Origin of the sequence: Psychrobacter sp. 1Y1, assembly GCF_051847395.2 — a bacterium.
Lineage (GTDB): Bacteria > Pseudomonadota > Gammaproteobacteria > Pseudomonadales > Moraxellaceae > Psychrobacter.
Map to the genome: position 1 here is coordinate 357,074 of NZ_JBPYDF020000001.1, position 25,190 is coordinate 382,263.

At 42.1% G+C, this 25,190-nt stretch carries 22 protein-coding genes and 1 pseudogene; 18 read left to right on the top strand and 5 right to left on the bottom strand.

The annotated features are described in order from the left end of the window. Positions 1-38 precede the first annotated feature (38 nt). The 6 genes and pseudogenes from pstC to ACS8FA_RS15540 form a co-directional block, all read left to right on the top strand. Complete coding sequence (gene pstC, locus ACS8FA_RS15515; RefSeq protein WP_101204645.1) at positions 39-992, top strand: phosphate ABC transporter permease subunit PstC; 954 nt, start codon at positions 39-41, stop codon at positions 990-992. A gap of 61 nt (positions 993-1,053) precedes the next feature. Further along, complete coding sequence (pstA, locus tag ACS8FA_RS15520) at positions 1,054-1,959, top strand: phosphate ABC transporter permease PstA (protein WP_101204644.1); 906 nt, start codon at positions 1,054-1,056, stop codon at positions 1,957-1,959. Between the two features lie 160 nt (positions 1,960-2,119). Then, positions 2,120-2,956, top strand: coding sequence for a phosphate ABC transporter ATP-binding protein PstB (gene pstB / locus ACS8FA_RS15525; protein WP_101204716.1), 837 nt, complete (start codon positions 2,120-2,122; stop codon positions 2,954-2,956). A gap of 119 nt (positions 2,957-3,075) precedes the next feature. Continuing rightward, positions 3,076-3,861, top strand: coding sequence for a phosphate signaling complex protein PhoU (phoU, locus tag ACS8FA_RS15530; RefSeq protein ID WP_439264523.1), 786 nt, complete (start codon positions 3,076-3,078; stop codon positions 3,859-3,861). A 133-nt stretch (positions 3,862-3,994) separates the two neighbouring features. After that, a complete protein-coding gene (locus ACS8FA_RS15535) occupies positions 3,995-4,435 on the top strand; it encodes a transposase family protein (protein WP_522901981.1) in 441 nt (146 codons plus the stop codon). Positions 4,436-4,443: 8 nt separating this feature from the next. Next, positions 4,444-4,827 (top strand): annotated as a pseudogene (locus ACS8FA_RS15540) (transposase family protein); the annotation flags it as partial. Positions 4,828-4,875: 48 nt separating this feature from the next. Here ACS8FA_RS15540 and ACS8FA_RS15545 read toward each other — a convergent pair. Together ACS8FA_RS15545 and argH are read right to left on the bottom strand one after the other, a co-directional pair. Beyond that, a complete protein-coding gene (locus ACS8FA_RS15545; protein WP_201579278.1) occupies positions 4,876-5,166 on the bottom strand; it encodes an oxidative damage protection protein in 291 nt (96 codons plus the stop codon). 317 nt (positions 5,167-5,483) lie between these two features. Then, a complete protein-coding gene (argH, locus tag ACS8FA_RS15550) occupies positions 5,484-6,857 on the bottom strand; it encodes an argininosuccinate lyase (RefSeq protein WP_439267289.1) in 1,374 nt (457 codons plus the stop codon). 230 nt (positions 6,858-7,087) lie between these two features. Between argH and ACS8FA_RS15555 the strand changes: the two genes are divergently transcribed. The 6 genes from ACS8FA_RS15555 to ACS8FA_RS15580 all read left to right on the top strand — a co-directional run bounded on the left by ACS8FA_RS15555 (position 7,088) and on the right by ACS8FA_RS15580 (position 13,192). After that, positions 7,088-8,122, top strand: coding sequence for a histidine kinase (locus ACS8FA_RS15555; RefSeq protein WP_227522887.1), 1,035 nt, complete (start codon positions 7,088-7,090; stop codon positions 8,120-8,122). A 329-nt stretch (positions 8,123-8,451) separates the two neighbouring features. Beyond that, positions 8,452-9,189 carry a LytR/AlgR family response regulator transcription factor gene (locus ACS8FA_RS15560; RefSeq protein ID WP_102078269.1) on the top strand — a complete coding sequence of 246 codons (738 nt, stop codon included), beginning with the start codon at positions 8,452-8,454 and terminating at the stop codon, positions 9,187-9,189. A 229-nt stretch (positions 9,190-9,418) separates the two neighbouring features. Next, entirely contained in the window at positions 9,419-10,453 is a 1,035-nt protein-coding gene (gene hemC, locus ACS8FA_RS15565; RefSeq protein ID WP_371547982.1) for a hydroxymethylbilane synthase, read from the top strand. Positions 10,454-10,563: 110 nt separating this feature from the next. Continuing rightward, positions 10,564-11,562, top strand: coding sequence for a uroporphyrinogen-III synthase (locus tag ACS8FA_RS15570; RefSeq protein ID WP_371547984.1), 999 nt, complete (start codon positions 10,564-10,566; stop codon positions 11,560-11,562). Between the two features lie 60 nt (positions 11,563-11,622). Then, entirely contained in the window at positions 11,623-12,648 is a 1,026-nt protein-coding gene (locus ACS8FA_RS15575) for a hypothetical protein (RefSeq protein ID WP_371547986.1), read from the top strand. Between the two features lie 52 nt (positions 12,649-12,700). Continuing rightward, on the top strand, positions 12,701-13,192 hold the full coding sequence (locus ACS8FA_RS15580; RefSeq protein WP_439267285.1) for an acyl-CoA thioesterase: 492 nt from the start codon (positions 12,701-12,703) through the stop codon (positions 13,190-13,192). A gap of 142 nt (positions 13,193-13,334) precedes the next feature. Here the strand turns inward: ACS8FA_RS15580 and ribBA are convergent, their stop codons facing one another. Then, complete coding sequence (gene ribBA / locus ACS8FA_RS15585) at positions 13,335-14,447, bottom strand: bifunctional 3,4-dihydroxy-2-butanone-4-phosphate synthase/GTP cyclohydrolase II (protein WP_057757842.1); 1,113 nt, start codon at positions 14,445-14,447, stop codon at positions 13,335-13,337. Positions 14,448-14,793: 346 nt separating this feature from the next. Further along, positions 14,794-16,083 carry a replication-associated recombination protein A gene (locus ACS8FA_RS15590; protein WP_439267283.1) on the bottom strand — a complete coding sequence of 430 codons (1,290 nt, stop codon included), beginning with the start codon at positions 16,081-16,083 and terminating at the stop codon, positions 14,794-14,796. 453 nt (positions 16,084-16,536) lie between these two features. Here ACS8FA_RS15590 and ACS8FA_RS15595 point away from each other — a divergent pair, with 453 nt between their 5' ends. Next, positions 16,537-17,070 carry a type IV secretion protein Rhs gene (locus ACS8FA_RS15595; RefSeq protein ID WP_439267281.1) on the top strand — a complete coding sequence of 178 codons (534 nt, stop codon included), beginning with the start codon at positions 16,537-16,539 and terminating at the stop codon, positions 17,068-17,070. A 219-nt stretch (positions 17,071-17,289) separates the two neighbouring features. Next, positions 17,290-18,222: a hypothetical protein gene (locus tag ACS8FA_RS15600; RefSeq protein WP_439267280.1), complete on the top strand. Its 933-nt coding sequence runs from the start codon at positions 17,290-17,292 to the stop codon at positions 18,220-18,222. 132 nt (positions 18,223-18,354) lie between these two features. Here ACS8FA_RS15600 and gltA read toward each other — a convergent pair whose 3' ends face one another. Further along, entirely contained in the window at positions 18,355-19,635 is a 1,281-nt protein-coding gene (gene gltA, locus ACS8FA_RS15605; RefSeq protein ID WP_057757851.1) for a citrate synthase, read from the bottom strand. A gap of 1,019 nt (positions 19,636-20,654) precedes the next feature. On the opposite strand from gltA, the gene sdhC reads away from it, so the two are divergent. From sdhC to ACS8FA_RS15625, 4 genes are all read left to right on the top strand, one after another. Beyond that, a complete protein-coding gene (gene sdhC, locus ACS8FA_RS15610; protein WP_082624524.1) occupies positions 20,655-21,041 on the top strand; it encodes a succinate dehydrogenase, cytochrome b556 subunit in 387 nt (128 codons plus the stop codon). A 2-nt stretch (positions 21,042-21,043) separates the two neighbouring features. Beyond that, positions 21,044-21,448 carry a succinate dehydrogenase, hydrophobic membrane anchor protein gene (sdhD, locus tag ACS8FA_RS15615; RefSeq protein ID WP_057762261.1) on the top strand — a complete coding sequence of 135 codons (405 nt, stop codon included), beginning with the start codon at positions 21,044-21,046 and terminating at the stop codon, positions 21,446-21,448. A 330-nt stretch (positions 21,449-21,778) separates the two neighbouring features. Next, positions 21,779-23,629 carry a succinate dehydrogenase flavoprotein subunit gene (gene sdhA / locus ACS8FA_RS15620; protein WP_057757857.1) on the top strand — a complete coding sequence of 617 codons (1,851 nt, stop codon included), beginning with the start codon at positions 21,779-21,781 and terminating at the stop codon, positions 23,627-23,629. Between the two features lie 223 nt (positions 23,630-23,852). Beyond that, complete coding sequence (locus tag ACS8FA_RS15625; RefSeq protein WP_055123743.1) at positions 23,853-24,563, top strand: succinate dehydrogenase iron-sulfur subunit; 711 nt, start codon at positions 23,853-23,855, stop codon at positions 24,561-24,563. Positions 24,564-25,190: the final 627 nt, after the last annotated feature.

Here is a 25,190-nt window from a genome sequence, read left to right on the forward strand (position 1 = left end):
TAATATTTCGATTCATCCCATTCAATGCTGAGACACTTATGACAGACTTAAGGTCCCAACTGGCTAAACAAAAACGTTACGACGCTTTATTTGTTAACTCTACTAAAGCGTTTGCCATACTCGTCCTCCTATCTTTAGGGGGCATTTTGGTGTCTCTAATTGTTGGAGCATGGCCGAGTATTCAAGAGTTTGGTTTGGGGTTTTATACCAGCAATAACTGGGATACAGTCGCCAATGAATACGGTGCATTAGCGCCTATTTACGGCACCCTAGTCACGTCATTTATCGCTATTGTTATCGCGGTTCCAGTCAGTTTCGGTATTGCGATATTTTTAACCGAGATGTGCCCTAAGTTCCTCAAAAAACCACTTGGTATCGCCATTGAGTTGTTGGCTGGTATCCCATCTATCATTTATGGCATGTGGGGATTGTTCGTATTTGCGCCATTCTTTGGTGATCACATTCAGCCATGGTTTATTGAGCACGTCGGGCCTTTGCCTATTATCGGTAAGCTGTTTGCAGGTGCGCCTATGGGACTGGGTATGTTTACCGCATCCCTAGTACTTGCCATTATGATCATACCGTTCATCGCCGCTACTATGCGCGATGTTTTCTCTGTCGTACCAGACTTACTGAAAGAGTCAGCATATGGCATGGGCGCGACGACTTGGGAAGTCATGTTCAAGATTATCTTGCCTTATACCAAAGCTGGTGTCGTTGGTGGCGTGATTTTGGGTCTTGGTCGTGCATTGGGTGAGACGATGGCAGTTACTTTCTTGATTGGTAATGCGTTTAATATCAGTCCAAGCCTATTCACGTCTGGTGTGACGATTACCTCGGCCTTGGCCAATGAGTTTGCTGAAGCGTCAAGTGAGCTACATCTTGCGTCTTTACTACATCTAGGCTTAATCTTATTTGTCATCACCTTCATTGTGCTGTCTTTAGCAAAACTGATGCTCATGCGCATGGATCACAAAGCAGGTAACCGATAAATCTGTTACCGATTTATTGAACCTTGATAGATATTGATAAAAGATATGGGAAATAAATATTATGCCTGCTAACAATGCGATCAATGCACCACTACCTACTAAGCCAAACGGCGCTACCCGCTACAATCAAAGCCTTTATAACAAGCGTCGTTTGACCAACAAGTTAGGTCTAGGCTTTGCTATGTCAGCGATGATTTTTGGCTTATTTTGGTTATCATGGATTTTGGTGACTTTGTTTGTTGAAGGCTTCCAAGGTATGGTGCAGTTGCCAATCTTTACCGCTGATACGCCGCCACCGATGAGTGCGGGCGGTTTACGCAATGCTATCGTTGGTTCGGTCATGTTGGCGTTTTCAGGATTATTTATCGGTGCACCTATTGGTCTTATGACAGGTATTTACTTATCTGAGTTTTCTAAAGGCAGTATGCTGGGCAAGGTCACTCGCTTCTTAAATGATATTCTATTGTCAGCGCCATCGATTGTCATCGGTCTATTTATCTATGCACTGATGGTAAAAGGTCAAAGTTTCTCTGGTTGGGCAGGCGCGTTGGCATTGGCATTGATTGTTATTCCAGTGGTCGTACGTACGACAGAAAACATGCTGAACCTAGTACCCAATAGTCTACGCGAAGCGGCCTATGCGCTAGGTACCCCTAAATGGAAGTTGGTCACTCAAGTTACGGTAAAAGCTGCGCGAGCGGGACTGACCACAGGTGTGCTATTGGCTTTTGCTCGAATCACTGGTGAGACAGCGCCGTTACTATTTACCGCACTTAACAATCAATACTTCAGTACAGACATGGGTCAGCCCATTGCTAACTTACCCAATACCATTTACCAGTTTGCGATGAGTCCTTATGACAACTGGCATACATTGGCTTGGGCGGCAGCATTGCTTATCACCGCGTCTGTCCTAGTGTTGAATATATTGGCAAGATTTATCGGTGGTAGAGGTCAGCCCAAATAAGAGCTGAGAGCAGACCGTAGTACATTAAGCATTTACTTAAACTTATATGAAATTAATTGAGCTAGGTTGAAATATTATGAATGATGTCCTAAGCAACGTCCGTACGAACACGACTGCTGACAACTTTAATACGGCAACAGGCAGCCTATTAAATAGACCCATGTCTACTAGCGCCCAAGCTCAGCAACCAAACACTGCTGATTTTAATAAACAAACGATTCAAGATATTCCTAAAAACATGCCTGCTGCAAAAATGGAAGTTCGAGATCTAAACTTCTATTACGATGACTTTCAGGCATTAAAAAACATCAATATCGATATCGCGGATAAAAAAGTGACCGCTTTTATTGGTCCTTCAGGTTGTGGCAAGTCTACGCTACTGCGTACCTTTAACCGCATGTACGATCTATATCCAGGTATGCGTGCAGAGGGCAATATCAATCTAGATGGCAAAAACATCTTGGGTAAAGACATCGATGTGAACTTACTGCGTGCACAAGTTGGTATGGTTTTTCAGAAGCCAACGCCGTTCCCGATGTCAATCTATGACAATGTTGCCTTTGGTGTACGACTGTATGAAAAATTAAGCAAAGACGAGCTGGATCATCGCGTCGAGTGGGCACTGAAAAAATCAGCGCTATGGCCAGAAGTGAAAGACAAGCTAAAAGCATCGGGATTGTCATTATCAGGTGGCCAGCAGCAGCGTCTGTGTATCGCTCGTAGTGTGGCGACCAAGCCTGAAGTGCTGTTGCTTGATGAGCCGACATCAGCGTTGGATCCTATCTCAACGGGTGCTATCGAAGATTTGATCGAAGATCTGAAAAACGACTATACCATCGCTATCGTCACTCACAATATGCAGCAAGCAGCACGCGTATCTGACTACACAGTCTATATGTATTTGGGCGACATGATTGAAATGGGTGAGACCGATCAGATATTCACCAAACCTACCCAAACCGCGACAGAAGACTATATTACAGGTCGTTATGGCTAATATTGATTGAGATTGAAGTCGGTACAAGCAGACAAAGCTGATTAGCATGTCATAAGCCGACTTTCTAACTTCACAAGCACACTGCGCTATTAAAATATAGATTCTAGGGAATACCTCTCATGCAAAGTGATAAGCATATCTCCAAAAGTTTTGACCAAGATCTTGATGAAGCCATCCGTTTATTTTTATACATGGGTGATAGCGCGGCTAACCAAGTGGCCAAAGCTATTCATGCTCTGATCGATAAAGATGAAACACTGGCGCAAAAAGTCATCGATATGGACTTCGATATCAATCGAATGGAAGTCGAACTCGACGAGCACATTTTGTTATTGGTCGCCAAGCGCCAGCCAGCAGCCAGTGATTTGCGCTTAGTCATGTCAATCAGTAAAGGTGTGGTTGATTTAGAACGTATCGGCGATGAAGCGGTAAAGATTGCGCGAATGGCCAGTAAAATTGCGGCAGAAGGCAACTCAGCATACGGCTATGCTGAGGTTCAGCACTTGAGCAATCAAGTTCGTCTAATGCTAAACAACTCGCTAGAAGCTTTTAGTCAATCGAATGCGGAGCAAGCGTTTGAAGTGATGCGTAATGACAGCGTGGTCAATACCGAATATCAGTCAGCCATTCGTGCCTTGATGACCTATATTATGGAAGACTCACGCCATGTATCAAAAGTCATTAATATTATGTGGATACTACGATCGCTAGAGCGTATCGGTGACCATGCACAAAATGTCGCAGAGCTAGTCATTAACTATATCAGTGGGCAGGACGTGCGTCATTCAGACTATGCGATGGTCGAAAAAGCGGTGCAAGAAGCCAATGACCGATTGGCTGCTCGTCAAGTTAGTACATTGTCAGCCAATGATCTTGAAACGTCAGATAGTGATGAAGGCTGCTAGGAATGACTGTGATCTTCACCTTATAATAAAAAAACGCGCTAAAGTAAGCGCGTTTTTTTATAATTACTAGACCTCTTGCAAAAGTAGTTGTAAGACACAACGTATATTATTGAACTCTACTTACTTAATAGATATGCCAAACATAGATAAGCTACTCAAACAAAGTGACGCTGGTTTTAAACGCTACACTGGCATTCATAAAGCCACCTTTTATGACATGCTTGAGGCCATGCAAAAGCATGAAGCATCTAAGACCAAATCAGGTAGACCAAGTGTGCTCAGTCTTAAGGAGCAGATACTACTAGCCCTGACTTATTGGCGTGAATACCGCACGCTTTATCATATCAGTATGGACTTTGGTATTCATGAGTCTTCTGCTAGCCGTATCATTCGTAAAGTAGAAGACACACTGATTGACTTTGGTAAGTTTGAATTGCCCAAAAAGCTGCCTAGTCGTGTCGATGAGGACATCAATTGGTCAGTCGTCATTGTCGATGCCACCGAAACCCCTATTGAGCGTCCAAAAAAAACCAGAGAGACTACTATAGTGGCAAGAAGAAACAACATACCTTAAAAGCGCAGGTTATCGTTCATTGGCAAACTGGTTTGATACTTGATGTGCAAACCTGTAAAGGGTCAATCCACGATTTTAAGCTGTATAAAGATACTTGTCCTGATTGGTTACCTGAGAATACTAACTATCTAGCAGACAGTGGTTATCAAGGGTTAGCAAAGCTACATAACCAAACTTTCACACCATTTAAGAAACCTCGTGGTGGTCAGTTATTGGAGATATGCAAACAGGCCAATCAATATCTGGCAAAGTTCCGTATTGTGGTTGAGCACAAAATAGGCTTAATCAAGTTGTTTAAAATCGTGGCTCATAAATATCGCAACCGTCGTCAGCGCTACGATCTTAGAATGAAGCTATTTGCTGGTATCATTAATTCCGAGCTTAGACTATGACTTTTGCAAGAGGTCTACTAAATGTAGCTAGTAGAAAGCTAGTAAATACTAACTTTCTGGTGTCCAGCCTTGTGCACGCTCATAGTCTTCGTTGTCTAAGAACTTATCACGCTGCTCTATTAAGAACTTTTTAGCAGCAGGATCCATCATGCTTAGGTGATTCTCATTAATAAGCATCGTTTGATGCTCAAGCCATTCTTTCCACGCCTTTTCAGATACGGTCTCTTGCAGCTCTTGACCTTTTTTATTAGGGAAGGGTGGATGCGGCATCTTTGGTAAATCTTGCTTATATTTACGGCAAAACACAGTATTTGCTTGAGGATTAAAAGTCTCAGTCATAAGGCATTCCTTATTCATTATATTAAGTGGTTAAATCAAATATCATATGAGTCTATGATAACGGTCTTGGTAGATTTAGCAAAGGGTACTAATGTATATCGTTAGACCTCTATCCATTTGTTATACAGTCTCTGGTAGTTGGTGTATGACAAATATTATCCACGTTCAGCCTTTTTATTTGAATTTTCAAAGCTATTGATATTTTGATAATGACATTGGCCAAACCAGTAAAGGTCATAGGACAAATAAAAACACCCGCGTAAATAGCGGGTGTCAAATTTAAATTAGCAAGTTGGCTGTTATTTGCAAATTAATGATTAAGCAAAGGCTTTTAAGCGAGCACGGCCATTGATCACCGCTTGCTTGACTTGGTTTGGTGCAGTGCCACCTAAATGGTCACGAGCTGCTAATGAGCCTTCTAGCGTTAGATAGTCGAAGACATCCTCACCGATAGCATCGCTAAATTGCTGTAGCTGTGCCAATGACAAATCACTTAGATCAACGCCCTCTTTGATGCCTAAAGCAACAGCGTTACCAACGACTTCATGAGCGTCACGGAATGCCACGCCTTGACGTACTAGGTAATCTGCCAAGTCAGTCGCAGTCGCATAGCCTTTCATCGTCGCGGCACGCATGGCATCGACGTTTGGCGTGATATTTGGTAGCATATCAGCAAACGCTAATAGTGAACCTGTCAACGTATCAACGCAATCAAACAAAGGCTCTTTGTCTTCTTGATTGTCTTTGTTGTAGGCGAGTGGCTGGCTTTTCATTAGGCTAAGCAAAGTCATCAACTGACCAAAGACGCGTGCCGCTTTACCGCGTACCAACTCCGGTACGTCAGGATTTTTCTTTTGCGGCATGATCGATGAGCCCGTACAGAAGCGATCTGGTATCTGCACAAAATTAAATTGTGCTGACATCCAAAGAATAATCTCTTCGCTCATACGCGACATATGCATCATCAAGATAGAAGCCGCTGAAGTAAACTCAATCGCAAAGTCACGGTCCGAAACAGCATCGAGTGAGTTTTGACAGATACCTTCAAAACCTAGTAGTTCGGCAGTGATGGTACGATCGATTGGGAAAGTCGTACCAGCAAGCGCTGCACTACCAAGTGGCATCTGATTGATACGGCGACGTGCATCGACAAGACGCTCGGTATCGCGATACAACATCTCAAACCATGCCATCACGTGATGCCCAAAGCTAACAGGCTGTGCCGTTTGCAAATGAGTAAAGCCTGGCATGATAGTATCAGTATGTTGCTCAGCTAAATCAAGCAAGCCACTTTGTAAGCGTACTAATAACTCAATAATATTATCAGTCTCTTCGCGCAACCATAGGCGAATGTCTGTGGCTACCTGATCGTTACGGCTACGTCCAGTATGTAGCTTTTTACCAACGGCACCTATAATGTCAGTCAAACGTGACTCGACATTCATGTGCACGTCTTCCAGAGCGATCGACCAGTTAAACTCACCCGCTTCAATCTCGCGCAATACTTGCTGCAGGCCATCAATAATATTGGCAACTTCATCAGCAGTTAAAATGTCACATTCTTTTAGCATCGTTGCATGCGCAATCGAGCCTTGAATATCGTGACGAGCAAAGCGTTGGTCAAATCCTACAGAGGCAGTAAAGGCAGCAACGAAGCTATCTGTCGCTTCACTGAAGCGCCCGCCCCACATTTGTTGACCTTGGCTACTAGCAGGCGCAGTCTGCGTTGTGGTACTTGTTATAGAAGCATCTGTGCTAAAATCAGAGTCAGATGAACTTTTACTTGATTCAGGATTACTAGGTTTTGAAGAATTGGCGTTCATATCGGTACAAGACAAGTCAAGAGAATAAGAACTCGAGTATAGCAAATGATGAGGTTGCCTTACTAGCTACACGCTTAGAGTTTTTTATTCCTAAACTCATGGAAATCATGAGGCCTTGGCAGTGGCTGACATATATCTTTTTTTGGTCACTGTTTTTGACGGTGATTGAGCGCCATGGTCTATCAGGCTGGTCTGATTTTATTATCAAGTTTTTTTCTCGCGTGATACAAAATGCACTGACAGTTATTCCCGCACTATATTTGGTCGATTATTTGCGTCCTGTCTTCAAAAACGCGAGCATTCCTAGTGTGAGTTTGCGTATTGTCATGCTCATGATGTTTTCTGCCACGGTCTCTATGGTGTTGGTGGTTTTGGTTATGATCAATCTAGGGTGGATGGAGTATAACCGTCAAGCTTTTGTCATTAATTTGCTTTTCAACACAGTGCTTACCGGTGGTTTTACTGCTGTGTTCTTATTATATTTTCTGCGCAGCTACCGTGAGCTTAATGCGCTAAAGCTGTCTTTTGAATATAAACTGACTGCACAAAACGACCTGATAAAAGCCCGTACGGCACCGCACTTCTTCTTTAATACTATCAACACACTCGTATCACTGATTGAATCAAACCCGCCAAAAGCCGCTGACTTATTACAGCACGTCTCTGCACTATTCCGCGCTAGTTTTAGTGGTACACGCGAGATTAGCTTTGAAGAAGAAGTTGATCTTTGTGAGCATTATTTGGCAATCGAATCTAGTCGTTTAGCAGACAAGCTCGAAGTCAATTGGACGTTACCTGAAGAAGATATCATGTATGACATGGTTATCACTGCACTAACGCTACAAAGCGTGCTAGAGAAAATACTGCTCAATGTGGTAGAGATGACGACAGAAACTATCTGCATTAATATCGAAGTCACGTGGGAACAACACCGAGTTAAAATTATGATTGATGTTGCGCTTCCCAAAAAGACATTAATTATCAATCATGATTTGCGCCAGCATATGAATTTCTATATTCAAGCTGATCGTTTGCGCGCCCATTTTGGACAAAGTGCTGACATTCAAAGCTCGGTAGCCAGCACTCAAATTATCACTATCATCGACTATCCTCTACAAGACGTCGGTTTATAACCTACTGTTCTTTATTAGCTTTCTTCATTTTTTCAACTCTTAAAAGCCTATGTGGCATACTTATTGCATCACCATGTATAGACGTCATAATTTATGTTTGATAAATAATGAGTACGAATCAGTAATATCATAACTACCGTGAAACACAATTACACCATATAAAATCTACCGATAGCAGGAGTATATTGTCCGCTATAAAAATTGGTAGTTTTTGTCAAAATCTTATTAAATAATTTAGATTTTATATTCTAAGTGATTGATAATGAGTGCTAATATAGCCGTAATACTATTGAAAAAAATATTAAGTATGTCCTTGGATGGGAGTTTGCATGCGTATCGTAGTTTGTGATGATGAGCCCCTAGCGCGTGAGCGCTTGGTGAGAATTGTACAGGAGTCAGGCCATGAGGTAGTTGCTCAGGCCACAACAGGTGCAGAAGCCATCGTCGCTGTAAAAACCCAGCAGCCAGATATTATATTATTAGATATCCGAATGCCTGAAATGGACGGAGTACGCTGTGCTCAAGAACTTGCCAAACTTGAGCATCCACCAGCGATTATATTTGTGACGGCATACGACCATTATGCGATCGCAGCGTTAAAAGCCAATGCAATTGGCTATTTGTTGAAACCTGCGAACAAAGATGAGCTACTAGAGGCATTAAACAAAGCAAAGAACCTAAATGCTGCTCAACTGAACGAAATTCGCAAGCTTGAAGACCCGACAGCACGTCCGATACGTGAACATATCGCTGCTCGTACGCATCGCGGTGTTGAACTGATTAAACTAAAAGATATCTACTATTTTGCAGCAGATCAAAAATACGTCAAAGTGCGTCACAAAGATGGCATGGTATTGATTGATGAAACGCTAAAAGAGTTAGAGCAAGAATTTGATGATCGTCTGTTCCGAGTACATCGCAATGCCATTATCAATCTTAGTTATTTGGACTTTTTAGAAACTTTGGATGCAGGCCAGTATCAGATACGTTTTAAAGGTATTGATGAGACGCTAGCGGTCAGTCGTCGTCACTTACCTGCCTTACGTGATAAAATCCAAAGCATGTAATAGGCTGTCCTGGATAGCGACCAATCATTCCATATCATCAAACCCTTATTTATGCTTAAATAGGGGTATTTTTTTGCGTCAGCATCTACTATTAATCATTTGAGTTGCCTATTCTTTGGCAAATTTACCCTATCGAGTAATATCGATATTATTCAGTATAAAGATGAACAGTACTGACATAGGGACTATAGCCATTATAGTATTAGTATCGAACTTATTGAGGCCCTTTATGAGCAATCCGCAGCAACCTGTTTTGACTACTTTAAATATCGCCACACGTCAAAGTCCTTTAGCCTTATGGCAGGCTGAGCATATTCGCGATCGTTTATTGGCGTTGTATCCTAATCTGACGATTAATTTACTGAAAATTGTCACTAAGGGTGACAAGATTTTGGACACACCTTTGGCCAAAATCGGTGGCAAAGGATTGTTTGTAAAAGAGCTTGAACAAGCGCTGTATGATAAACAAGCCGATATTGCAGTGCACTCGCTAAAAGATGTACCCATGCAGCTTCCCGAAGGCCTCACATTAGGCGTCTACTGTAAACGCGCCTCACCAACAGATGCCTTTGTCTCTAATACTTATAATAGTATTGATGAGCTACCACAAGGCGCAGTCGTTGGGACATCGAGTTTACGTCGTCAATGCCAGATCAAAGCCTATCGTCCTGACCTGCAAATCAAAACGTTGCGCGGCAATGTCGGCACTCGTTTGGGCAAGCTGGATGCAGGTGAATATGATGCCATTATTCTGGCAACGAGCGGCTTGCAACGTATTGAGTTGGACGAGAGAATACGCGGTGAGCTTGACATTGCAGCTTGCCTACCTGCAGTTGGGCAAGGTGCCTTAGCAATCGAATGCCGTGAAGGCGATGAGGAAGTCCTTAAATTGCTTGCACCACTCAATGATGATAAAGCTCGTATTCGACTTATCGCTGAGCGTGCTCTGAACCGTCATTTAGAGGGCGGCTGCCAAGTACCGATCGCCGCTTATGCAGTTCTGCAGACAGCTGAAGAAACCAGTGTTAATAATGATAACAATGGTGATAATGGCAATAACGACAGCGGGAATGTGCTGTGGCTACGCGGTCGAGTGGGTCAGGCTGATGGTAGTGAATTGTTGAAGGCGGACAAACGAGCTACGTTGGTTGGGACACAAGCCGAGCAAGAAGCCCAAGCCAACCAATTGGGTATCGATGTCGCAGAAATGCTACTTGCTGATGGCGCAGGAGATATTTTGTCAGCCATTTATAAGCCTGAGTAGTACAAGTACAGTTGCTATAGGTTTGATTAATCGCAGGATAGACTGATCTAAGCATCAGCCATTTTTGTATACTTAAGCCTTTTTCATTCGTTTTTTGTCATGGTATACCTATGTCATCAATGCCAAATCAATCTACATACACAACTTCTCATAAAAATTATGCTAATGAGAAGTTAAAAGTCGTGCCGCAAATTGTCATTAATACTCGCCCAGTAGAGCGAGCAGCACCGTTGACGCAGCATTTGCAAGCGGCAGGATTGACAGTGATTGAAATGCCAATGTTGACGCTACGACCACGTCCAACAACTGATCTAGATATTACATTAATGCGTCAGTGGATGGCGGGGGAGTACAAAGCGCTTGTTATCGTCAGTCCAACTGCGGCAGCTTCAGGGCTAGTCGCTTGGCAATCACTTGAACATGAATTTAAAGAGTGCGAATACAAAACGACAGACAGTTATGCGCAGAGATTGTCAGAAGGTTTATCATTACCTAGTCCTCTGGTTGCGGTTGGTGAAGCAACGGCGGCAGAGTTCAGTCAGGTGCGTATAAATACAACAGACTATCAAATACTTCAGCCTGAGACTGCCAATAACGAAGGCATGCTAGCAATGCCTGAAATTGATAACTTACAAGCAGGCGATAAATTGCTGATATGGCGCGGGCTTGGTGGACGACGATTATTGGTTGATACATTGCAGGCGCGCGGTGTACATATCGATAGTATTGCTTGGTACGAGCGTACAATGCCTATCGATGCAATGGCTGAATATCAGCAGTGGCAACAAGCATTTCTTACTCATAGTACTACGTCAGATATTGCCCTACCAAAGCAGCCAAAGCCAATTGTCGTAATCAGCAGTGCGGCGGCTTTTGAGCATTGGTCAAATATCGTAAATGATGGCCAATCAAAGATAATAAACAAAGAGCAAAATTCTGATGCAGTGACTGATACAACACAGCGTCTATCGCTTACTCTAAAAGATTTTTCTTACGTTGTCTTAGGGGAGCGTCTTGCCAATATGGTTGCCGCACAGCAGTTGAGCTACTGGCGAGTAGAGGATTTATCGCCAGCTACGATTCTCTCAGCCATTAATTCCAAAATATAATACCTTAAACTCCTCATTTGCTTTAAACATGTTTATCTATACCAATAACGGTACTGCCTTATGTCAATGAATTCTGAGTCCTTATCTAAGAATCCTTCTACTGTTCAGCAGCGCCGGCAAGCAAATATTTTGCTGCTACGGATGCAATGGCTGGTTATCTTATTACTGATCGCTGCATTATTGTGGCTATATATTAGTCAGCAGCGCTTTCAGCATAGTGTCAACGATCGTTTGCAGAGTAATGAGCAAGTAATCAGTCGATTAAACGAAATGGACGATCGTCTATTTGCCATGAGTCAGCAGACGCTGCCAGAGCCTAGAGTTAAGGCTAGTAGCCAAGCTCAGAATCAGTTGGACCTATTGCGTATCCAAATCAAAGCGGCTGATAGACTGTTGGCAGATAGTAATGACAGTGCGGCGATTGAGTTATTGCGAGGTCTACATTGGCAGTTGTCGCAAAGCAGTAATGAGATTGCGCCTGCGTTAACCATCGTTATTAAGCAAAGTTTGCTCAAAGATATTGAGCGTCTGCAGGCCCAAAGCTCGCAGCCAAGCCCGTGGCAAATACAAAATCTGGCGATTCAAAATATTCAGGAATTTTTGCACAGTCATGAGCGTCTTGGTAGCTACGAAGGTACGGATCTACAGCGTCGAGAGCTAGTAGATGCAGCTACTGAAAATAAACAGCAGCTCAAAGCAACTGATACTTCAGCGACTAGTGATACAAATTTAACGCGTCGTCAGCTCACTATCCATGAAGTCATCATGACACTGAATCTAGCAAGCCAAGCCAGCAATATGCGTAAGCAAGATCAACTTGTCAGCTATTTGACGCAAGCACGCAGACAGTTAAAAACGTTGGTGCCTCAGGCTTCAACTAGCGATAATAAAAAGTCAGCACAAGCTGGCGCGATTGGCATTGTACAAGCTGATAAAAAACCAATCGATGGTCAAAGTAATCTTGAGACAATGAAAGCACCGAGTGACATACCAGAAGTAATTGTATGGCTAAATCAGTTGATCGCTCATGCACCAAAACCAACGCCATTATTGACGACAGAAATCTTAGACAAGCCGCAACGTTAATGAGAGCTAGTCACAATAGTTAATACAGAAAATATAAAACGTAAGGTAAGCAATGACCCATTTTAATGAAAAGTCAGCATCTATGTCTGATGCAACAAACGAACACCGCCCTGAATTATTAGCTCATTATCCTGTTATTCATTATCAACCTATACAGTGGGGAGAGATGGATGCCTTTAATCACCTGAATAATGTGGTTTACTATCGTTACGCTGAGTCAGCACGCATTAGTTATTTGCATGCGCTAGGTATGTTTGATGGCAGTATGGTCACTGTTTTAGCCCAATCTAGCTGTCAGTATTTACGACCAGTTACCTATCCTGATACGTTATTATTAGGAGTTCGTTGTAAGCGTTTGGGCAATACAAGTATGGCGATGGAATATAGTTATTATAGTACCGCACAAGAAACAATCGTTGCTACGGCAGAGGCAGTGGTAGTGCGTCTGGATAGTGGTGGAAAAGGCAAATTGCCGTGGACGGCGGCAGAGCGTCAACAGCTGCTAGAACTGGAAGCCAAGTTTGGTCATACGCCTGAGCTTTAGATTGGTTTCTATATAAATCGATGATTCATTTCTTCGAAGAAGCTATCTTTAATTAAAATCTAAAAACAAAAAAAGGCACGCTAACATAATGTTAGCGTGCCTTTTTTATCACTCATTCTGCAACTAAACTCTTAAACAGTTTTTAGTCTTGTTGCGGTGCATGAACAAAATCAACCACATTTAGATCAAAACCTGACAATGCAAAAAACTTCATTGGTGATGATAATAAGCGCATATCACGGACACCTAAATGACGTAATATCTGTGCACCAACACCGATACTACGATATGGCTGTTGCGTAATGGTTGATTGCGACTCGTTGTCTGCGGCTTTGTCCAGCGCATCTCCTAAATCAACTGGCTGATTGCTACCAATCCATACCAGCACACCACGATCTGAAGCACTGATTTCTTCTAGTGCTGACTGTACGCTCCAGCCACTACGGCCAGTCATATCGTTTTTAGCTGCAAACAAATCGCGTAATGGGTGGAAACCGTGTACACGTACAGTGCTGACGCCTTCGCTGACATCACCTTTTACCAAGGCTAAATGTGTTTCTTCAGCCCCAAACTCACGGAAGCGATGTAGCGTAAAAGTACCGTGTTCAGTTTCAAAAGGATGTGACTCAATCTCTTCGACCGTTTGCTCATTAGCGATACGGTAGTTGATAAGGTCAGCAATCGTGCCTATCTTGATGTCATGCTCTTTTGCAAATATTTCAAGGTCGTCACGGCGCGCCATCGTACCATCTGCATTGATAATCTCTACAATCACCGCTGCAGGCTCTAGACCTGCTAAACGTGCTAAATCACAACCCGCTTCTGTATGACCTGCACGGTGAAGTACACCGCCGTTTTGTGCCATAATTGGAAAAATATGTCCAGGCTGAACGATGTCTTCAGGCTTTGCTGACGAAGATACCGCCGCTTGAATAGTACGTGCACGATCACCAGCAGAAATACCCGTGGTGACGCCTTCAGCCGCTTCAATCGAGACAGTAAAGTTGGTGCTAAATTTAGCCTCGTTACGATCTGACATCAGTGGCAGTGCCAATTGCTGGCAACGTGCTTGTGATAAGGTCAAACAAACTAGACCACGCGCGTGAGTAATCATAAAGTTAATATCTTCAGGGCGCACATGCGTCGCTGCCATGATGATATCACCTTCGTTTTCGCGGTCTTCATCATCCATCAAGATGACCATTTTTCCAGCACGAATGTCTTCGATAATCTCAGGGATTGCATTTAAACTCATAGTAAATCTCAATATTTTATTATTTATAAATAGGTGTCATTTAGAATATAGGGCTCTATCTGCTTATTGTAGCAGTAGATAATACAAAGCGCTGTTACGGTCAAGCAAAGCGCTACTACGGTCAAGTAAATCGCGCTATAAGCAATATAATTTGATATAAAAGTGACTTGCTTAATTGCTTGTATATATCATTATGAGGTTATTTTAACGCTTTTCAGCGTCATGTGCTGCGCCATCTTCCCACTATATCGTTCAGTATGTCAAAAATAGTCATAAATATTATCAATGACCATTAAAACTGACTCATAAATCTAGGCACCATCTTTTTTATTAATCTATATCACGGTTAATCATTGCTCGCAGCTTGGCCTTTTAGCCAGTCCATAAATTGCTTACTGTGCTGCTCACGCTGATTATCTGCAAACTCGTAGAAACTGGTACCAACCAAACTATCTGGTAAGTAGCTTTGAGGATAGTAATGGTTGGGATAATCGTGCGGGTAAGCATAACCTTGACCATAGCCTTGACTACGCATCAGTTTGGTCACGCCATTGCGCAAATGTAGCGGTACAGGCGAGGCATCTTTTTCAGCAAACGCCATTGCAGCATTGATCGCTTTATAAGTGCTATTGCTTTTGGCGCTGGTCGCTAAATACACCACAACTTGCCCTAAAATAATACGCGCTTCTGGCATACCGATAGATTGCACACTACGCAATGCCGCATCAGCTAGGAGTAAGGCATTAGGATTGGCATTACCGATATCTTCACTGGCCAAAATCACCAAGCGCCGCGCAATAAAATCAGCAGGTTCGCCGCCTACGAGCATACGTGCCATCCAATACAATGCCGCATCCGGATCGGAGCCACGGACTGACTTTATCATCGCTGAGATAATATCGTAATGCTGCTCACCATCTTTGTCATATCTTACCAAAGCAGTCTGTGCCACTCGGCTGACCAATTCATCATCGATAATCACTGGCGACTGCTTGGCATCAGCTGTTTGAATGGCTAACTCTAATAAGTTTAGCGCTTTTCTAGCATCACCGTGGGCCAGCTGACTGATGGTATCTTTTGCTTGTAAGTCGACGGTTAGTTTTTTGAGTATATTATCTTCTGAAAGCGCTCGTTGTAGCACGGTACTTATCTGCTCAGGTGTTAACGGCTCTAAACGATATACTTGGCAACGTGATAGTAGAGCGTTATTGACACTAAAAGATGGGTTTTCAGTGGTAGCACCAATCAAAGTAATATCACCAGACTCTACCGCACCTAATAGAGCATCTTGCTGTGCTTTATTAAAGCGATGAATTTCATCAATGAAGACCACAGGTGATTCAAACGCCAACGAATCTTTATTATCTAGGACTTCGCGTAACTGTTTGACACCAGTATTTAACGCGGAGAGCGCATGAAAAGGTCGATTAACGGCATCGGCTAACAACATCGCAATGGTTGTTTTGCCAATACCTGCTTCACCGTGCAAGATAATAGATGGTAGGTGTCCTTGCTCTACCAAACAGCGTAACGGTGCACCAGCTGCCAGCAAATGCTCTTGACCAATAATATCAGTAAGAGAAGTAGGGCGCATACGCTGAGCAAGTGGGGTATCGGCGTGGAAGTTAGGTGGCATAAGACTCTCTATCGGAAAATAAAAAAGCTATTTACTAGCTGCAAAGGTAGTAACGGCAAGGTCTTTATAGTTAAATTTAAATAACAGCATACTAGGCTAACTCCACCATTCTCATTGGATTTTAACACTCGTATACGTTTGGCATGATTTTCGCAGCAATTTTATAATGGCAATGAGTATTAGACATCAGCAGTAAAAGTAGGCTAGTTTATAAGTATGGTACTTTTTATAGGTTATACACGCTAGGCTAACGCAAAAATATGTTAATGAAAGCTAACTAAGCGTATAGCTTGTGTCCGGAGCACTTTAGTTTTCATCATTCATCTATATTAACGGCTCTACTATTAACAGCTTTACCGTATCGATGGCAAAGGTTGGCCAATCGCGACCATTAACTATTAGAAGTAGCTTACCAAATATGTAGCTTATCAAATATAAGGTGTTACATTTACGATGTCTGAACCGACTCTTAAACGCTTATTCAATCGTTACTTGCGTAGTGATATAGGCAAGCAGCAGTCACGTTATCTGACAGCTGGCGAGATAGCATTGGCGCATTCAGTATTTGGTAATAGTATCAAACTCGACGAAGTGCAGTTAAAGACAGCATGGTGGGTACTAAAACATTATGCAGTCAGCCCCAATGGCAATATTTATTTTAACTCAGTCGATTGGATTACGGATTTTAGCGAAGCTCCATTGAGCAAACAAAGCTGGCTTATACATGAGCTAACGCACGTATGGCAGTTACAGCAAGGCTTAAAAGTGGTACGCGGAGCAATTATCAACCGAAAATACGACTACGTGTTAGAAACAGGTAAATCATTTTTTAAGTATGGTATTGAGCAGCAAGCACGCATGGTTCAAGACTATTTTGTACGTCGTCAGCGTGGTCAGAACTGCCAAGAGTTGGAAGCTTGTATTCCATTTTTGACGATGCAGCCTATTGTTAAGGCAACAGGTACTGATGATCCATCAGTCATCTAGTTTTCAAGAATAAGATTAAGCTTGGCTATGATAAGCCATAACCGAGCTATAGAACGATTAAACTATATAGCAATTGAGATACAGGTCAGTCGGATAAATACTGGATAACTATATTGGACAATTTAACAGTTAGTTGTGTCGCTAAAAATCAAAGAATAATGAACCGCAATTGTAATTTACCCTTTAATAATTTTGCTTTACCAAAGGATATATACTCTCATGTTTAAATTTTTGTCAGTAAAGCCTAATGTTGATACCTGCTACCCACCGACTTTGCTTATAGCCGCACTGTCAGGAGTGTTGTTTTTGACAGGCTGTCAGCAGTCTGACACATCACCTGTAGCTGATGACAGTCAAACCAGTGAAAAAACAAGCGTAGAAGACAGTCAGCCTATGCCAAAAAGTGACTCAGCTGCGGCGCGCATAAAACAATTTCAGCCTATATATGTCGCACAAGCACAGAGTTTACAGAGACGATTGCAAGCAGAATATGAGTCATTGCAAGCGGCAGATGCGTCAGACAGTGAGGAACTATTATTACTGAGTACTAATAATAGTGAAAATACAGATAGTAATAACGAAGTAGCGACCGATAATACCGCTCCTAACGCGAATACTACTGCTACCAGTTCTGAAGAAGTGGCGTCATCAAATATCGATATCGACCCGATAGACAGCAATTCAAATGTAGATGCAGAGGTTGACGTCAATACTAGCACTGAAGTTGGTGAGCGTGATTTGACGGTGTTAAAACGTATCAGTCTTGAGCCGCGTAAACCTGTTATGTTGACCGAGGATCAAATCATAGAGCGATATCAGCAAACTATGGACGCTTTATATCAACCGGTGACAACACCGCTGAGCGCAGAGGATTCTGATACATTAATCAATATGGCGACGTTGGTTCCGCAGTTATTTGAGCATGCAGAGATTGCTGGCAGAGTAAGTGCAAAAAGTCCGGCTCTTGCCCGTTTAATTATTCAGCATCAGGTATGGGAGCAAATAGAAGCACAACAAGTGGTTGATATGCAGCAAATGAAACAGAAGCAGCAACAAGAGTTTGAAGCTTTGATGGCTAAGTTTAATGAAACCATCGAAGGATACGATGAGCAGATTGCCAAATATGAGCAAACGTTAAAAGAGTTTCAGTAACTGACTATATTTTTATGAACTGATTGAATTCATCATTTCTCATAAAACAATCAATATTAAATAACGAGAGTTAAGACAATAAAAAATCCCGCACGATGGCGGGATTTTTTATTGGATAAATATTATTTTTGCTTACTTGCGATCTTCGACTTTTACAAAATCACGGCGCGTTTCACCAGTGTATAACTGACGTGGACGACCGATTTTGAACGGTGCACTGTGCATTTCTAACCAATGGCTGATCCAACCTGAAGTACGAGCCAATGCAAAGATTACGGTAAACATTGACGTTGGGATACCAATGGCTTTCAAGATGATACCAGAGTAGAAATCAACGTTTGGATATAAGTTACGCTCGATGAAGAACGGGTCTTCTAACGCAATTTTCTCTAGTGCCATTGCTAATTCAAGCTTAGGATCGTTGATACCTAGTGCTTCTAGTACTTCATCACAAGTCTCTTTCATTACTTGAGCGCGTGGATCAAAGTTTTTGTAAACACGGTGACCAAAGCCCATTAACTTCACTTCACGGCTCTTCACTTTTTCCATGAACTCAGGCACGTTCTCAACAGTACCGATTTCGTCTAGCATCTCAAGAACAGCTTCGTTCGCGCCGCCATGTGATGGTCCCCAAAGGGCTGCGATACCAGCAGCGATACACGCATAAGGGTTTGCGCCAGTAGAACCAGCTAAACGTACCGTTGACGTAGAAGCGTTTTGCTCATGGTCAGCATGCAAAGTAAAGATTTTGTCCATTGCGCGAGTGATAACGTCGTTTTTCTCGTAGTCTACGTCAGCAGGTGTTGCAAACATCATGTATAAGAAGTTTTCTGCGTAGTTAAAGTCATTACGCGGATACATGAACGGTTCGCCTTGTGAGTATTTATAACTCATCGCAGCAAGCGTAGGCATCTTAGCAATCAGACGAATAGCTGTGATTTCGCGATGCTCTTCATTGCTAACGTCTAGGTCTTCATGATAGAACGCTGATAAGGCACCAACAACACCAACCATGATAGCCATTGGATGCGCGTCACGGCGGAAGCCTTCAAAGAACTTACGCAATTGATCATGAACAGGAGTATGCTCGCGGATTTTTTCAAAAAATTCTGCTTTTTGCTCAGCAGTAGGTAGGTCACCATGTAAAAGTGCATAAGCAACTTCTAGGTATTCAGCATTGTTCGCTAGCTCGTCGATAGGGTAGCCGCGGTGTAATAACTCGCCTTTGCCACCATCAATATAAGTAATCTTTGATTCAACAGGAGCAGTTACTTTAAAACCAGGGTCATAAGACCAAAATCCTGATTCTTGTAAAGCAGCAATATCGATAACTGGGCGCCCTAAAGTACCTTTAATAATAGGAAGTTCGTATTCTTCACCATTCACGGTTAGTTTGGCATTAGTATCAGCCATAAATTGCTCTCCATTGGTTTGACTTGTTAGAATAAATTACTACAGACGCATACCCTCGCGTCATTGTCGGTTGAACGGTAAAAGTGCATTCAACTCATTTATAGTACGCAGGGTATATTAGCAGCAATTCTTGATGATTTGAAAAAACTTTTATGGACCATGTGTCCAATTGGCGCGGTGTGGCGGTAGTTATTCGCTGTAATTTTTGTATCAAAATATGTCTGTCAGGTTATTTTGCTTAAAATTCCTCTGTTTTTGAGCAAGTTTATAGCAGCATTATCGAGCCAATATTTTGGGTTTCTAAATATATTTAAGAGACAAAACTCATAAATAATGACACCAAAAACTGGCAGACTATGCCTAGTAAGCGGATTAAAGTTTGTCATAATAATCACTGTTAAAACCAGTATTATCCTTATCCATTCATTTATTGATTAAATATGTATATATTCTTACTGAATGGATAAATTTGTAATTATTGCTCAGGCATTTTATAATTGTAGGAATTAACTGGCATTAGCTTTGCGCGAATTAATAAATGACCATGTTATAGTGTCGTTCAGAGCGTCTTCTATTCATGCTTGTTTACGATTGTCTGATGTTACGATAGACCAAACCGCATTCTATGGTTTGAACTTTCTTCTTAACCAATCTTTTTTATTTGTTTAGCACAAGATTTTGAGTGCCTAATATAAGGTTTGCTCTGATATAGAAGACATAGTAACGTTGTCTTACTATTCATACGACCTCTAAAATAGACTGGTTAGTCGATGTTACTCATGTTTATTTTCTTTGTTGTATAATAGATAGGTTGTTTGATAGGCCTGTCGATTCGACAAGCGACATTGAACAGTCTATCAATACCTTTATATACATGATCCTTTCTTCATATTTAGCGCAAACTAAACGAAGTCAGCTAGCTCTTCCTTACTTTATTCGTCTCGTGTGTTGCTCAATGCTCAATTGGCACTATTTATGTCAGGCGTTGATAGCAGATACAGGAGTATAACCGCAAAAGGATGCCCGCTGTGAAAAGCAACCGACCTATTGATCTGCCTTTAAGCCAAGTGATTAGCGTTAATCGCTCACCGATCGCGATCGCCTCTATCTTGCATCGTATCTCTGGCATTATTTTATTTTTATTGATTCCTGTCATGTTATGGATACTACAGAACTCATTGGCATCGCCTGAGAGTTTTGCGACCGTATTTGACAACGTACTTGTGCGCTTTTTGGCATGGATATTTGTTGCCGCCATTGCATATCATTTTGTAATGGGTATCAAACATTTATTTGCTGATATGGGCATGAACGAAGAGCTAAAATCTGGCCGCACTGCCTCTATGGTCAGTTTTGTGATTGCAGCGATTTTAGTTGTCGCGTCATTTGTATGGGTGATGTTCTAATGATAAAAAATGATTCAGGAATCAAAAGTGCTACTGGTCTGACAGGTTCAGGCTCACGTGATTGGATTATTCAGCGTATTAGTGCTGTTGTTTTAGCCGTTTATAGTGTGGTATTGCTGGGCTTCTTTTTGACCCATGGTGATGTCACTTTCGTTGAATGGTCATCATTTATGACCAGCCTACCGATGCGTCTATTCAGCTTGGTTGCAGTACTTGCACTAGCTGGTCATGCTTGGGTTGGGATGTGGACAGTATTTACTGACTATATTACGACGGGCAAACTAGGCTCAAGCGCAGCAGGTTTACGTTTAGTACTACAGTCATTGATGATTATCGCTATTTTAGTATTTCTATTTTGGGGCATCATGATTTTTTGGGGTAACGGTTTCGGTATCGCTGCCGTTTAACCATCTCATAAAAAGCTCTGATATCTATATATAACGACGGATGCATCCAACTGCTACATTAGTTGGCAAAGTATTTTAGAGTCATCCGTTGATAGCCAAGAATAGTCATAGCATTGGACTAGCATTACTGATCAGCTAATCTGATTATAGTTGAGTAGGCTTAGTTCAGTATAACGATAGATATGCAAATTAAGTGGTTAACGACTATTAAGACTCTTTATTTTATAAGCGTAGAAATGGCCAAATAGTAAGCCTTTATAGCTGTAATAGAGATGTCTTAAACAGTCTTTGATTTACTTTTACGCATTAACAGGCATTAGGAAAACCGTAATGGCAACTAGACAAGACAATACCATTAGTAATATCAAGACCCTAAACTACGATGCAGTTATCGTTGGTGGCGGCGGCTCAGGTATGCGTGCTTCATTGCATTTAGCGGAAGCGGGCATGAAGGTTGCAGTCCTTACCAAAGTATTCCCAACGCGTTCGCACACGGTTGCCGCTCAGGGTGGTATCGGTGCAAGTTTGGGTAACATGAGCAATGATAACTGGCACTTTCACTTCTATGATACCGTTAAAGGATCAGATTGGTTAGGTGACCAAGACGCTATCGAGTATATGTGCCGTGAAGCGCCAAAAGTAGTCTATGAGCTTGAGCACATGGGCATGCCGTTTGACCGTAACGAAGATGGTACGATCTATCAGCGTCCGTTCGGTGGTCATACGTCTAACTATGGTGAAAAAGCAGTACAACGTGCTTGTGCCGCTGCTGACCGTACAGGTCATGCACTACTACATACGCTATATCAGAAAAACCTAGAGCAGGGCACTGAGTTCTTTATCGAGTGGATCGCCCTTGATTTGATCAAAGACGAAGCTGGTAACATCAACGGTGTCGTCGCGCTTGAGCAAGAGACTGGTACTATCGCTGTATTCCAGTCACCAATTACTGTCCTAGCGACAGGTGGTGCTGGTCGTATCTTCGCCGCTTCTACTAATGCTTATATCAATACTGGTGACGGTATTGGCATGGCAGTACGTGCTGGCATTCCATTGCAAGACATGGAGTTCTGGCAGTTCCATCCAACTGGTGTTCATGGTGCAGGTGTACTATTGACTGAAGGTTGCCGCGGTGAAGGTGCTATCTTGCGTAACAAAGATGGCGAAGCATTCATGGAGCGTTATGCACCAACCGTGAAAGACTTGGCACCGCGTGATCTCGTATCGCGCTCAATGGACCAAGAAATCAAAGAAGGCCGTGGTTGTGGTCCTAATGCTGACCATATCGTAATGGACATGACGCATTTAGGTGTTGAAACCATTATGAAGCGTCTACCATCAGTATTTGAGATTGGTAAAAACTTCGCCAACGTTGACATCACTAAAGAGCCAATTCCAGTAATCCCAACCATCCACTACATGATGGGCGGTATTCCAACCACTATCCATGGTCAAGTGATTGTACCGGATCTAGAAGCAGGTACTGATGAAGACGGCTTATATGCTAAAGGCAATGTGGTCAAAGGTCTTTATGCAATCGGTGAGTGCGCTTGTGTCAGTGTACATGGTGCTAACCGTCTAGGTACGAACTCTCTACTAGATCTATTGGTATTTGGCCGTGCAGCTGGTAAGCATATCGTTGATGAATTCCATCATGCTGATCATAACTACAAGCCACTTGATCCACGCGTACTTGATTTTACAGTGAAGCGCTTAGACAAGTTGCAACAGTCTACTGAAGGCTACAACGCGCAAGACGTGGCTGATGAGATTCGTGCTACGATGCAAAAACACGCTAGTGTATTCCGTACGCAAGCGATGATGGACGAAGGCGTTGAGAAGATTTTAGCGCTGGGTGAAAAAATCGACAAGATTCATCTTGGCGATAAATCACAGGTGTTCAACACAGCACGTATTGAAGCATTCGAAGTTGCTAACTTGTATGAAGTAGCAAAAGCGACAATGATATCTGCAGCTAAGCGTCATGAAAGCCGCGGCGCACACAGTGTATCTGACTATGATCGTCCAGAAGATGATGATTACGCACCTAACGGCCGTAATGACCACGATTGGATGAAGCATACTTTATGGTACTCTGAAGGCAATCGCATCATTTATAAGCCAGTACGTAAAGTGCCATTAACCGTTGATTATATCGAACCAAAAGTCCGCGTCTACTAATTCTAGACTGCATACTTTATATATAGTTGATAGATAACAGCAGTGTTAACGTTTTATCCCTTATTAATTTATTAAAAAGGTGACCGCCAGCTACATGCTCATGCCAGCGCTACGACGCTATTAATTGGTATCCGATATTGGTTATCAGTACTGATTAATAGCTAGCGCAAATATGTTGCAATCTTTGTATGCCCGCCATCACCTACGTGTGGAGTTTAGCATTATGAGCCGAGGTACTCGCACCATCGAAATCTATCGCTACGATCCTGATCTGGACGCAGCGCCACGCATGCAAACTTATACGATTGAGCTACTTGATTCAGATCGTATGTTGCTTGACGTACTATTACGCCTAAAGAAAGAAGATGAAACGCTTACTTTCCGTCGCTCTTGCCGTGAAGGTATTTGTGGCTCTGACGGCATGAACATCAATGGTAAGAACGGTTTGGCATGTCTAATCAACATGAACACACTACCAGAAAAAGTAACGGTTCGTCCGCTACCTGGTTTGCCAGTGGTTCGTGATTTGGTTGTTGATATGAACCAGTTCTATGAGCAGTATGAAAAAGTACATCCGTACTTGATCAATGATCAGCCAGCACCGCCAACTGAGCGTCTACAGTCACCTGAACAGCGTGAAAAACTGAACGGTCTATACGAATGTATTCTATGTGCTTGTTGTTCAACCAGCTGCCCATCTTTTTGGTGGAACCCTGATAAGTTCCTAGGTCCATCAGCATTACTGCATGCTTATCGCTTCGTTGCTGATAGCCGTGACGGTGATACTCAAGCACGTTTAGCTCGCTTAGACGATCCGTTTAGCTTGTTCCGTTGCCGCGGTATCATGAACTGTGTATCAGTTTGTCCAAAAGGCTTGAATCCAACCAAAGCGATCGGTCATCTACGTAATATGTTGATTGACCAAGCTGGTTAAGCATAAATAATTGATCTTTATAGTTACTATACGAAAAACACCACCTACATATTAGGTGGTGTTTTTGTTAGTTAAAAAGCTGATACATAGGTTTACTACTGTTTATAGTTGGCTTGTTGTTTAAAAATATGGTGAATTTAGTCTATTGAAAAATAGGTATTAAATGATTTAAGAGTAAAACTGTATGGTCAATACGTTGGTCGTATGTAAGAAGAAATAATATATAGACAATCACCCTATATAATCGAATATAGACATAGTCGAATTTTGGTATAATTGTATTTGGTATTTAATGAGATGGTTAGAGCGTCTTTTTTAGCGCTTAATATGTGCCGTTTGAACACATTATGACATTATCGGGCTAAAATACTATGCGCACAATGATTATGCGTTTATAATTGATGATAGATATTCATTACATAAATACCTAGTATTGAACAAACAAACTATGTCGCAAAAAATGGGCATGATAATCTATACAGCAATGTATGTCTGTCTGAAAAGGCAGGATTTATCAGCAAATTTAGGGTAATTCAGCATCAATAACCAGTTTATAGGTTAGCTGAAAATATAATTATCTATTAATAGCTTATCATTAATGGATTGGTTATGACTCAAAGAAGTATA